The sequence below is a fragment of the Shinella sp. HZN7 genome (assembly GCF_001652565.1).
Classification (GTDB): domain Bacteria; phylum Pseudomonadota; class Alphaproteobacteria; order Rhizobiales; family Rhizobiaceae; genus Shinella; species Shinella granuli.
Window position 1 is genome coordinate 305601 of sequence record NZ_CP015738.1, and the last position, 12017, is coordinate 317617.

A 12017-nucleotide genomic window follows, 5' to 3' on the forward strand; every position below is an offset into this window, starting at 1 on the left:
TCAGTTGGCGGCCGCGCCGACTTCGCGGTCCCAGCGCTCCAGCAGCGCCTTGCGCTTGGCCGGCTCGCCATAGGTCGCGAAATCGTAGTCGATCAGCTTGATGTCCTCGAAGCGCGGCGCTTCCTTGGGGATTTCCGCGTTCTTGTTCGACGGCAACTGGAAGGACTTGGCATCCTTCATGCGCGACTGGACCTCCGCGGTCAGCGCCCAGTCGTACCAGATCTTGGCATTGTCGAGGTTGCGCGCGCCCTTGATGATCGACATGGAGCCGATCTCGTAGCCGGTGCCCTCGCAGGGCGTGATCGACTTGACCGGGAAGCCTTCGGCCGTCTGCGCCACCGCGTCATGCACGAAGACGATGCCGACCGCCGTCTCGCCGCGCGCCGCCGCCTTGACGGGCGCCGAGCCGGACTTGGTGTATTGCGAGATGTTGTCGTTGAGCTTCTTCAGATAGTCGAAGGCCGGGTCCTCGCCCATGATCTGCACGAGGGAGGCGAGCGCCGTATAGGCGGTGCCGGACGAATTCGGGTTGGCGATCTGGATCTCGCCCTTCAGTTCCGGCGCCAGCAGGTCGGCCCAGCAGACCGGCTCCTTGAAGCCCTTCGACTTGAAGATCTCGGTGTTGTAGCCCCAGCCGAGCGCGCCGGCATAGACGCCGACCGTCTTGTAGCCCGCGCTTTCGGCCTGGCTCTTCGCCCAGTCGTTCAGTTCGTCGAGCTTCGGCGACTTGTATTCCAGCGTCAGGTTCTCCGACGCGGCCTGCAGATGCGGGTCGCCCGTGCCGGCCCACCAGATGTCGGTCTTCGGGTTGCGGGCCTCGGCGCGCACCTTGGCATAGGTCTCGCCCGAGGACAGGCGCACCATGTTCACCTTGATGTCGCCGTGCGCCTTCTCGAAATCGCCCTTCATCTGCTCGCAGATGACGACGTCGGCCGAGCAGATGAGGTTGAGTTCGCCGGCCGCCGCAGCCGGCAGGGCGGCAAGCGCCGTTCCGGCGAAAAGCATGAGGGAAAGGGTTCTGGTCTTCATGGGGCATCCTCCTGTTGCCTTGGTTTGAATGCTGGCGCGGACGGGCATGGCGGGGCCTTCGGGCTGCCCGCCGGCGGCTCGTTCGCGCATTGTCGAATAGGGTTTGCTTCCGGGCCTCGATCAGTTCGTCGCGGAGAGCACCGCGTCGAACCGCTCGAGCAGCCGACTTCGTTCTTCCGGCGAGCCGAAGGTGGCGAAGTCGTAATCCACCATCTTGATCAGCGAGATGTCGGGCGCGGCGAGCGGCAGGCTCGCCATGGCGTTCGAGGGCACCTGGTTCTGGCCGGCCGCCGCGCCCGTCGCCTGGCCCTCCGGGCTCAGCGCGAAATCGACGAAGCGCTTCGCCTCCTCGACGTGGCGCGCGCCCTTGACGATGCTGACGGCGCCGATCTCGTAGCCCGTGCCCTCGCAGGGCGCGACGATGACGAGCGGGGAGCCCGCCTCCTTCTGCGTGACGGCGTCGTGCATAAAGGAAATGCCGATCAGCACCTCGCCGCGCGCCGCGGCCTTGACCGGCGCGGAGCCCGATGACGTGTAGCGCTCGATGTTGCGGTTGAGCGCGGCGAGGTAGCGGAAGGCCTCCTCCTCGCCGAAGAGCTGCACGAGCGTCGCGAGTGTCGTGAACGCGGTGCCGGAGGAGTTCGGATTGCCACTCTGGATGCGGCCGCGATAGGCGATGTCCGTCAGGTCCTTCCAGCAGGTCGGCGCCGGCAGCTTTGCCGCCCGCAGCAGGTCGGCATTGTAGGCGAAGCCCAGCGCCCCGGCATAGATGCCGGCCGAGCGGCCGCCGGACATGGCGAAGAAGTTCTGCGCCCAGGGCAGCATGTCGCGCTCATGCGCCGGCTGGTAGGGTTCGAGCAGGTTTTCCGAGCCGGCCTGCAGATGCGTGTCGCCCGTGCCGCCCCACCAGACGTCGACGGTGGGCGCTGCCTTTTCCGCGCGGATCTGGTTGAGGATGTCGCCGGTGCTCATGCGCGTCATCGCGATCTCAAGGCCCGTCTTCGCCTCGTAGGCCTTCTGCATGGCAGCGCACCACACCTCGTCCACACCGCACAGGACGGTGAGCGAAGGGGCCGTCATGCCGGCCGTGGCGGTCGCCAGCCACAGGGCCGCGCCCGCGCCGAAAGCGCTGATGCCTCTCACGATGTTCCTCCCATTTGGAACGCGCCGCCTGCAGCGGCGGGCATCCCAATCTCCGCGTTCAGGATGGCACATCCGCCGCGCACCGCAATCGAAGAATGGTTACCGTTCTTACAGCGACGGCCTGCCCGTCCTCTCAAAGATGACAAAGGTTACAAATGTGACAAGGTCGCATAATGCGAGCCGCTTTGAACAATCATCCCGGCCTCACTATGATGGGCGCGGGAGGAAGGACATGTGCTGAACGAGAGGATACGGATTCTGATCGTCGAGGACGATCCGGACATGGCGGAGCTCATCTCCGACCTGGTGGAGGCGGAGGGCTGGATACCGGTGACCGCGCCGTCGGCGGAGGCGGCGGCGGGCGTGCTGGCGCGCGAAAGCGTGCATCTCGTGCTCGTCGACCATAACCTGCCCGGCATTTCCGGCAGGGTGTTCGCCCAGCGCCTGCGCGCGCAGACCAATATCGGCATCGTCATGGTGACGGCGGCGGGCAGCGCCGCGGACCGGGTGCTAGGGCTGGAGACGGCGGCGGACGACTATGTCGTCAAGCCCTTCGAGCCGATCGAGCTGACGGCGCGCATCAAGGCCGTGCTGCGCCGCACGATCCCCTCGTTGAAGCCCGAGCGGGACAGCGAGCGCGAGCACGAACCGGCCTCCCTGAAGCTCGGCGACTGGTCGGTGGACCTTGCGAACCGCCGCGCCGTCTGCCGCACCGATCCCGGAAAGTCGCTGACCGGCGCCGAATTCGCCCTGCTCGAAATCCTCGCCGAGACGCCGAACATCCCGGTCAGCCGCGCGCATATCCTCGACCGGCTCGGCGCGGAGAGCGACCGCTACATCGACCGCAATGTCGACGTGCTGGTGCTGCGCCTGCGCCGCAAGATCGAGCGCAACCCGGACCTGCCGCGCCATATCAAGACGCGGCGCGGCAAGGGCTACGTGCTCGACACCGACGACGGCGAGCCTTCGCCGTGATCAGCCGCCCTTTCCTCTCCTCGATCGCCTTCCGCCTGCCGTTTGCGATCGTCTTCATCTGCGTGCTCGTCTTCAGCCTGTCGACCATCGCCATCTACGGCCTGCAGCGGGCGCGCGAGGAGATGGCGAGCTACGGCCTCCAGGCCTTTTCGAGCCTCGCCAAGGCCTCGCTCGTCTCGCGCCAGGTCTCCGACCTCGTCTCCAGCGCGCCCTTCCTGATGAACGCCACCTCGCCCTACCGGGTCTCCAGCGAAAGCCGCTCGGTGGTCGCGCAGGTCGACGCGCTGCTGCGCACCATGGCGCCGGAGAGCGGGGCGGCAGCCGTGAAGGGCTTTGCCAGCGCCCGCATCGTCGAGCTCCTGGAGACGATCCGCACGCAGACCATGGCCCTTGCCGGCGATGCGGACAGCGCCCAGCAGCACAAGGCCGAGGCCGCCGCCGCGCTCGGCGAGATCGCCACCGGCAGCGGCATCGCCGACACCGATTTCCGCCGGCGGCTGAATGCGATCGTGCAGTCGGCCTCCAATTCCGACAGCCTGTTCCAGCTCGGGGAACTGCGCCGCCGCTATGTTGCCGAAACCGCGCCGCGCATCGAGCGCGCCGCGCCGGACGTGCGGATTTCCGCCGCCGAGTTCGCGCCCTATGAACGCGTCTTCGAGGCGCAGACGCGCTACCTCCTCGAAATGTTCGCCATCCGCGCCGCCGTCTCGCGGCTGCATTCAGTCTCGCGCGATCTCTCGCACGCCACGGAGACCCAGAGCGAGGCCGTCGCCCGCAGCCTCAACGACGATCTCGTCTCGACCTCCGATGCGCTGAGCCGCCTGCTCGTCATCGTCGCCTTCGCCGCGCTGCTCGTGCTCGTCATGGCGATCTTCTCCATCCGCTCCGTCATGCGCGTCTCGCGCGGCATCGTCGCGCTGTCGAACGGCATGAACGCGCTGGCGGAAGGGCGCAAGGACGTCGACGCCCCGCGCTACGACGGCACGGAGACCGAGCTGGTGCGGCTGCTGGAGGCCTTCCGCGCCTTCCGGGAAAGCGTCGAGCGCGTCTCGCGGCTGCGGCGCACCGCCGAGGCCGCCGCGCGCACCATCCGCTCGACCTTCCGCACCATGAACGAGGGCATCGCGCTCTTCGATCCGCGCGGCAGGCCGATCACCATGAACCGCCGCGTCATCGAGCTCGTCGGCTGGTCGGGTTCGGCGCGCAAGCTGCCGGTGCGCAAATTCGTCGCCCCGATCCCCGAGATCGACCCGGCGCTGCTGCCGGCCGAAAGCGAGGCGGGCGCGCTCGGCGACCGCTCCGTGCTGCGCCATCGCTCTGCGGCAGGGCGGGTGACGGAGGTCTCGCTGTCGCGCCAGCCGGACGGCGGCATCGTGCTGCTCGCGCGCGACGTCACCGATATCGACCGACAGGAGGCGGAGGCGGCCAAGATCCAGCGCCTCGACGGCATCATGCGCATGACGCACCAGGTGAGCCACGAGGTCGGCAACATGATCGGCATCATCACCGGCAGCCTCGGTCTCCTGGAGCGCGAGACCGGCTTCAACGACCGGCAGAAGCGGCATCTCGCCCGCATCCGCAAGGCCGCCGACCGGGGCCGCTCGCTCGCCGGCAGCATGCTCTCCATCGGCAGCCAGCAGCCGATCCATCCGAGCGCGGTGGAAATCGGCGCGCTGCTGCGCGGCATGGCGGACGTGCTGGAAATCGCCGTCGGCGAGAAGTGCCGGCTCGTCTTCGACATCGCCGAAGGCCTGCCGACGGTGCTGCTCGATGCGGCGCTGTTCGAGCAATCCATCCTCAACCTCTGCCTCAACGCAGCCGCCGCCATGCCGTCGGGCGGCACGATCCTCATCCGCTGCCTCGGCGGTGGCGCCGGCGTCGTGGTTTCGGTGGCGGACGAGGGCATCGGCATGTCGCCGGAAGCCGCCGACAAGGCCTTCGAGCCCTATTTCACCACGCGCGACGAGGAAGGCGGCGCCGGCCTCGGCCTCGCCGTGGTCTACGGCTTCGTGCGCCAGAGCGGCGGCGACGCCCGCATCCTCTCGGCACCGGGACGGGGCACGGTGGTGGAACTCACCTTTCCGTCGCTCGGGCCGGAGGGCAATCGCCCGGCGTGAAGTCCCCTCCCAACAAGAGGGAGGGGCTAACCCGCGACACCCTCTGCGTCAGAAATGCGGGCGCCCAACCTTCTCCCCCTGAGGGCCAGGCAGTCGCATGTGGAATTCGGCATTGCCTCCTTCCCCTTCTCGGGGAGAAGGTGGCCCGAAGGGTCGGATGAGGGGGTGGCTCGGATAGAGCCTTTGCGCCTTCGCCATCCCCCTCATCCGCCTGCCGGCACCTTCTCCCCGCGGGGGAGAAGGGGAGAACGGCAACGGTTTCCTTCCAAAGCGGGAGATGCCGTCAGGCAGAACGGGCTCATGGACGGATGCGTTATCCCCCGGCGGCGACTGCCTTGCGGGCGGCCTCCATGCGGCGCTTTCCGGAAAACCCGCGCAGCAGCGGGCGCTCGATGAGCCGGTAGCCGGCAAGGCCGGCCAGGAGGCCGGCGAGCACAGAGGCGAGGAAGACGAGCGCCGGCGCCAGCCCGAGCATCGTTCCCGCCTTCGCCACGACCGAGATGGCGAAGGTGTGCCAGAGATAGATCGAATAGGAGGCATCGCCGAGGAGCGCGGGAAGCCGCAGATGCGGCACGCCGCCTTCCCGCTCCAGCGCCGCGGTGCCGTAGACGAGCATGGCCGCGAGCGGGCCGCAGATCCATTCGTCGAAGGGCAGCCGCAGGATGCCGATCGTCGCGAAACCGGCGAGCGACAGGCCGATCAGGGCAAGACCCGGCACCCTCCCGCGCACCCGCCCGGCGAGCCACAGCCGGCCGATCAGCATGCCCGCGACGAATTCCAGGATGATCGGCCGGGTATAGGTGACGAAGAGCGGGTTCTCGCTCGTCACCGCCAGGCCGAGCGCCACGAGGGCGAGGAAGATGGCGGCGACGGCGGCAAGCCTCATGCGCGCGGGCAGGAGCAGGCAGGCGGCGAAGACGGCGTAGAAGAAGAGTTCGTAGTTGAGCGTCCAGCCCTGGACGAGAACCGGCCAGACCTCCCCGCTGCTCGGCGAGGGCAAGGGCACGAAGAACAGCGAGGCGAGGAGGTGGCGTGCCGTCAGCACGAGATTGGGGAAGAGGCCGAGCAGCGCGCCCGCCACCATGGCGCCGGTCGCCAGCCAGTAGACGGGCACGATGCGGCGCAGGCGCTCGGCGAGGAAGCGGCCGGGCGGGACCGGGCGCCGCGCGACGATCACCCACATGATGAAGCCGCTGATGACGAAGAAGACGTCGACCCCCGCCGCGCCGATCGCCAGCGCATGGCCGCTGCGCTCGCCGGCATGGAAGAAGACGACCGCGAGCGCGGCGAGCGCCCGCAGGTACTGGATGCCGTAGAGCGTCGCCGGCCGGGTCTCTTCCGTCATGGGCGGATGCCTTCGGCGCGCGGCGGCAGCCGGACGCGGTAGACCGGCTGCCCTCTTCGGGCGCGGCGGGCATCGGCCAGCTTGCCGGCGGCGAAATAGAGCAGGAAGGAGCCGACATGATAGGGATTGAGGATGTCGATCTCGACGAAGGTTCGCACCGCCAGGAGGGCCGCAACGGTGAAGAGGACCAGCGCCTCCAGGTCGTGCGCCGCCGACAGGAGGCGGTGGAGATGGCCGGCGAGCGCTGCGAGCAGCACCATCGACAGCAAGAGGCAGCCGATCAGCCCGGTCTCCACCGTCGCGGCGATGAAGGTGTTGTGGAAATGGAAGCCCGAGCGGGTGCCGATGAAGAAGGCGGCCCACAGCCGCTCGGCCTCGGCAAAACCCTGCACCCAGAAGGCCTGGTAGCCGATGCCGACGAAGGGCGCGACCGCGGCCGTCTCGATGCCCTGCTGCCAGAGATAGGTGCGCCCCGTCAGCGTCGCATCCTTGCCGAAGGCGCCGAGCACAAGCGCATAGCCGCCGCCATAGGCACCGGCGAGGAGCACGAGGACGGCGAAGACGGCGAGCACGAGGAACAGCATCTTGCGGTGCGCCGGCGCCAGCCATTCCAGCGCCTTCAGCCCGAGGCAGAGACCCGCGACGGCGGCGGTGGTCAGTACGGAGGTCGCTGATTGCGAGGCTTTCAGGCAATAGAGCGCGACGGCCACGCAGACGAGGGCGACGAGCTTCCACGCCCCGCGCTCGGCCCCGAGGAAGAGCGCGGCAAAGGCGAAGAGCACGGCGAGCGAGGCGTAGAAGCCGAGCTGGTTCTTGGAGGCGAAGGCGCCGACGAAGCTGTAGGTGCCGTCGAGCGGATCGAGATGATAGACGCCGAAGACGAGCGAGTAACACAAAACGAGCGCCGTGCCGGCAAGCCCGCCGCGCACCAGCGTGCGCGTGTCGACGACGCGCATGGCGATCAGCGCGCAGACGACATGGGAGAGATATTGCACGCCCGCGCGGGCCGTGACGCCTGGCGCCTGCGACCAGAAGACGGAGAGGCACGCGAAGACGGCGAAGGCGAAGATCCAGCCGTAGCGCGCATAATTGCCGAGCACCCGCCGGTAATCGACGATGACCAGCGGCAGCCACAGCGCATAATAGGCGAGGATCGACACCTGGCCGAAGCGGAAGGAATAGGCGAAGACGAAGAAGGACAGCGCGACGGCGGTCGCGGCATAGGCCGTGTTGGCCCCGGGGTCGATCAGGCTTGCCTTGGCGATCCGCATGGCCGCCTCACTGCGTCTTCAGGCTCAGCCCCACCTTGACGATATCGCCCGGCAGGACCGGCGTCGTCTCGGTGGCGGTGATCTCTTCGGCCTTGCCCTTCACCGTGCGCAGGATCGAATAGGCGATGTTGGCGGACGAGAGCCCGTCCTTGAAAGCGGCCGCATCGGCCGATTGCATCAGCGCCTCCGACATCAGGCTGCGGCTCGTGCCGAGCTTCAGGGCCAGCGTGTCGAGCTCCTGTTCGGTGTTCTGCAATTCCTGGGCAAGCTGCGCGTCCCAGTCGTTCGTGAGGGTGGTCTCGTCCTGCGTGGCCTTGTTGATGTCCTGCTTGGCCTTCAGCGAGGCGGTGTCGATGTCGAGCAGGGCGGCCTGCAGGTCGGCGGTGCGCTGTTCCAGCGCCAGCCGCCGGGAGCTGATCGCAAGGCCCTTTTCGGCGAGCGTGTCGACCTTGTCGAGATCGGCCTGGACGAGTTCGAGCTGCCGCGTCTGGGTCTGCGATTTCTTGGCGAGAGCGTCGATCTCGGTGCCGAGCAGGGATTTCAGATCGGCGAGCGCCGTCAATTGCAGGCGCAGGCGCTTCTCCCGCGAGACCATCAGCGCCTTCTCGCTCTCCATCAGCGCGCGCGCCTCCTCGGTATCGCCGAGCTCCTTCGGCATGGCGATGCCCTTGGCGTTGTTCATCTCCGCGTGGATGCGGGCGCGGCGGACCAGCAGGCGGTTGCGCTCGGCAAGGAAGACGGCCGCCTCGCCTTCGGAGCGCAGGAAATCCCGCGTGAAGCGCTGGCCGGCATCGGCGCGGCGCAGACCGCCGCCGAAGCTGACGGCTTTGAGCACCGTCAGTCCCGGCGCATAGGGATAGGCGCCGGGCGTCTGCACCTCGCCGGCAAGATAGACCGGCCGGTATTCGGCGATTTCCACCGAGGCGGACGGGCGGTCGCGCAGGCCGAAGAGGACCTGCATCTTCTGGCCGATCTCCTCGGCGAGCTCGCCGGTCGTGCGGCCGTCCGCCGGCAGCGGGCCGAGGAAGGGCACGGAAACCGCCCCGTCCGCCCCGACGCTGTAGTCGCCGCTGACGGCGCTCCAGTCGCGGATCGCGCCCTCGGCGGTCTGCCATTCCGCCACGCGGATGCGCAGCTTGTCCATCACCCCGAGCCGGTATTCGCCGACCTCGGCACCTGCCGGACCGGCAATGACAAGAAAGGCAAGGCAGAGCGCCGTGCGCGCCTTCATGGGAAAAGCGGCCGCGGCGAAAGCCGCGTTCGATGTCGTCTTCATGGAAACCCCTGTCTTCCGGGCGTCCCGCAGCCGGGGCCGCGGGCGCTTCTTCCGGATCAATAGCTGCCGCGCGAAAGGCAGACGGCCGGGATGGTGCGGGCGACGATCATGAGATCGCTCACCAGCGACCAGTTGCAGACATAGTGCGTGTCGAAGGCGACGCGTGCCGCATAGGACACGTCGTTGCGCCCGCTGACCTGCCAGAGGCCGGTGAGGCCGGGGCGGGTCTGGAGATAGTAGATGGCGGAGGCCTCGTAGAGCTCCAGCTCGTCCTCCACCACCGGGCGCGGCCCGACGAGGCTCATCTCGCCGCGCAGGATGTTGAAGAGCTGCGGCAGCTCGTCGAGGCTGAGCTTGCGCAGCACGGTGCCGACGACGGTCACCCGCGGATCGAACTGCAGCTTGCGCGCGGTGCGCCATTCCTCATAGGCGGCCGGGTTGTCCTTCAGATATTGCTGCAGGATGGCATCGCCATTTTCCGCCATGGTGCGGAATTTCAGGCAGCGGAAGGTCGTGCCGTTATAACCGATGCGGCGATGGCCGTAGAAGACGCTGCCGCCGTCGGAGAATTTCACCAGTGCCATGATCATCAGGAAGATGGGGCTGATGAGGATGATGGCGGCAAGCGCCACCAGGATGTCGAAGCTTCGTTTCGATATTCCCCCCACCGGCGGTGCACCGGTTGCAAACGAACTGAAATACGGCGAACTGGCCGATCGTGTCGCGGACTTCATAGAGATGGCTCCACTTGGATTTGCGATAGGGTCGGTCCCCTCGGACGCGCTCTGCCATCCAATGCGGACTGTGTGGTCACAGTTTGTTTTTTGAAATGTGAAGCGGCGGGAAAGGGTGGAGCACTGTAATTTAAGCAATTGTTTATGTGCTAAATTGAAGTCTTTGTTCGCTTGCTCTGGCCAATCTGGAAGCATTTCCCCATGGAAACGCGCCTTCCGATTCTGCGTGATCACGCATGGAAACTGCGATCTCACTTCTTTTGAAAAAACGTGCGCTGCGGAATTACGAAGCCGTCATCGGCTTTCTCTGGGGAGAAGATACGAAAACACCGGAATATACATGGAGAAGGCGCATAATTTTGCATCGCAATATTGTTTTTGCAGTGCACAGTTTCCGCGGAAAAACCGCAGAGGCCGTAATAAAATTTGATCTGGAGACGCGGCGGGCGCAACCTCTCGGATAGGCTGGCCGCGCGACAACCCGCATTCGGCGCGAACCGCGCCCCAAACTTGGCAAAAACAAGGCAGCGAATCGGTTGCGGGAGCATTTTAACGGAAGCGCAAGGTCGCCGGGCTAGGGTGGAACCGGTGCGACGGCCCACGGGTTTTACCCTTGATTGCACCTGTTGACGCGGCACACTATAGTGCCGGGTAGCCTGTGAGGAGAAGGCGAATCCAATCATGACACGCGTGCCGGACAAAAAGTGGCGGGACAGCATGGCCTATGCGCCGCGCTTCTTCCTGAGCATGGCAATCGCGCTCGTCGCCTTTGCCGTGGTGACCTATCTTTCCACCGGTTCGCTCGCCACCACCGCCCTCCAGACCTTCCTCTGCGCCGTGCTCATCCAGGTCGGCTATTTCCTCACGACGCTCTTCCTCGTCTGGCGCGAGGCCCGGCAACGCCGCCGGGGCATCGATGCCGGCGCGCGCGGTACGCCGGATATCGACACGAGCCGGGATGCGGCGAAGAGCAAGGTTCCCGTTTCGATGAACGAGCCCGGCCACTCCAAGCCCTGATCGCGCCGCCTCGGGCGGCAGGCCGTTTTTGTGCCCTTTTCCCCTTTCATGCTGCATTGCAGCGCGGGTGCCCCGCGCCATGGTTCAACGCGTGACGGGGATATGCCCATGGCCCAGGAAGAAACGGTCTGCGTCATCATTGCCGCGAAGAATGCCGAGGAGACGATCGGGCGGGCCGTCCGCTCGGCCCTTGCGCAGCCGGAAGTGGCCGAGGTCGTGGTGGTGGACGACGGATCGGACGACCGCACGATGGCGGCGGCGGCCGCCGCGAACGATGCGAGCGGCCGGCTGGAAATCCTCGGCTTCACCCAGAACCGCGGGCCCTCGGCGGCCCGCAACCGGGCGATCGCCGTGTCCCGCGCACCGCTGATCGCCATCCTCGATGCGGACGACGTCTTCTTTCCCGGCCGCTTCCGCCAGATGCTCGCCTGCCCGGACTGGGATTTCATCGCCGACAACATCGCCTTCATGGCGGAGGCCGAGCCGCTTCGCCAGCCGGCGCAGTTCGCGCCGCGCCCGCGCCGCCTCGATCTCAAGGCCTTCGTGCAGGGCAACATTTCCCGCCGCGGCGCGCCGCGCGGCGAACTGGGCTTCCTGAAACCGCTCATGCGCCGCGCCTTTCTCGATGCGCACGGGCTGCGCTACCGCGAGGAGATGCGGCTTGGCGAGGACTACGAGCTCTATGTGCGGGCGCTGGCGAACGGCGCGCGCTATACGGTGATCGAGAGCTGCGGCTACGGCGCGCTGGTGCGCGAGAACTCGCTCAGCGGCCGGCACCGCACGGAAGACCTGGCGGCGCTGCATGCCGCCGAACGCTCCATCCTGGCGACGGGCGGCATTCCCCCCGAGGCGCTCGGCGTCATGCGCCGGCACTGCCGCCAGATCGGCAACCGGCATGCCCTGCGCCGCTTCCTCGACAGCAAGCGGGAGCGCGGTGCCGGTGCGGCCCTCTCCTACGCCTTCGGCCATCCCGCCGCCCTGCCGGCCATTGCCGGTGGCATCCTGCGCGACAAGGCGGAGGCCGCCTACCGGCGCTTTCGCCGAGAGGCACCGGCCGAGGCGGGCCTGCGCTACCTGCTGCCCGCCGAGCCGGCCTGACGGGACCGGCCG

The 12017-nt window shown here is 67.3% G+C and carries 11 protein-coding genes; 5 read left to right on the forward strand and 6 right to left on the reverse strand.

The window, feature by feature from the left end:
- On the reverse strand, window positions 1–1029 hold the full coding sequence (locus shn_RS26610) for an ABC transporter substrate-binding protein (RefSeq protein WP_064333540.1): 1029 nt from the start codon (window positions 1027–1029) through the stop codon (window positions 1–3).
- A gap of 120 nt (window positions 1030–1149) precedes the next feature.
- Complete coding sequence (locus shn_RS26615) at window positions 1150–2172, reverse strand: ABC transporter substrate-binding protein (RefSeq protein ID WP_064333541.1); 1023 nt, start codon at window positions 2170–2172, stop codon at window positions 1150–1152.
- Between the two features lie 234 nt (window positions 2173–2406).
- Here shn_RS26615 and shn_RS26620 point away from each other — a divergent pair, with 234 nt between their 5' ends.
- Both shn_RS26620 and shn_RS26625 read left to right on the forward strand, forming a co-directional pair.
- Window positions 2407–3147, forward strand: coding sequence for a response regulator (locus shn_RS26620; RefSeq protein ID WP_064333542.1), 741 nt, complete (start codon window positions 2407–2409; stop codon window positions 3145–3147).
- Entirely contained in the window at window positions 3144–5264 is a 2121-nt protein-coding gene (locus shn_RS26625; RefSeq protein ID WP_064333543.1) for an ATP-binding protein, read from the forward strand. The genes shn_RS26620 and shn_RS26625 overlap by 4 nt, the downstream gene beginning before the upstream one ends.
- A 313-nt stretch (window positions 5265–5577) precedes the next feature.
- Here shn_RS26625 and shn_RS26630 read toward each other — a convergent pair whose 3' ends face one another.
- The 4 genes from shn_RS26630 to shn_RS26645 form a co-directional block, all read right to left on the reverse strand.
- Window positions 5578–6609, reverse strand: coding sequence for an acyltransferase (locus tag shn_RS26630; protein WP_064333544.1), 1032 nt, complete (start codon window positions 6607–6609; stop codon window positions 5578–5580).
- Window positions 6606–7880, reverse strand: coding sequence for an O-antigen ligase (locus shn_RS26635; RefSeq protein WP_064333545.1), 1275 nt, complete (start codon window positions 7878–7880; stop codon window positions 6606–6608). Before shn_RS26635 ends, shn_RS26630 begins: the two co-directional genes overlap by 4 nt.
- 7 nt (window positions 7881–7887) lie before the next feature.
- A complete protein-coding gene (locus shn_RS26640; RefSeq protein WP_371328627.1) occupies window positions 7888–9111 on the reverse strand; it encodes a polysaccharide biosynthesis/export family protein in 1224 nt (407 codons plus the stop codon).
- Between the two features lie 101 nt (window positions 9112–9212).
- On the reverse strand, window positions 9213–9890 hold the full coding sequence (locus shn_RS26645; protein WP_064333547.1) for a sugar transferase: 678 nt from the start codon (window positions 9888–9890) through the stop codon (window positions 9213–9215).
- 236 nt (window positions 9891–10126) lie between these two features.
- Here shn_RS26645 and shn_RS36010 point away from each other — a divergent pair, with 236 nt between their 5' ends.
- The 3 genes from shn_RS36010 to shn_RS26655 all read left to right on the forward strand — a co-directional run bounded on the left by shn_RS36010 (window position 10127) and on the right by shn_RS26655 (window position 12005).
- Window positions 10127–10354: a hypothetical protein gene (locus tag shn_RS36010; RefSeq protein WP_133034640.1), complete on the forward strand. Its 228-nt coding sequence runs from the start codon at window positions 10127–10129 to the stop codon at window positions 10352–10354.
- Between the two features lie 217 nt (window positions 10355–10571).
- Window positions 10572–10907, forward strand: a complete 336-nt coding sequence (locus tag shn_RS37540; protein WP_281048240.1) for an exopolysaccharide production repressor protein — start codon at window positions 10572–10574, stop codon at window positions 10905–10907.
- 108 nt (window positions 10908–11015) lie between these two features.
- On the forward strand, window positions 11016–12005 hold the full coding sequence (locus tag shn_RS26655) for a glycosyltransferase family A protein (protein WP_084438526.1): 990 nt from the start codon (window positions 11016–11018) through the stop codon (window positions 12003–12005).
- Window positions 12006–12017: the final 12 nt, after the last annotated feature.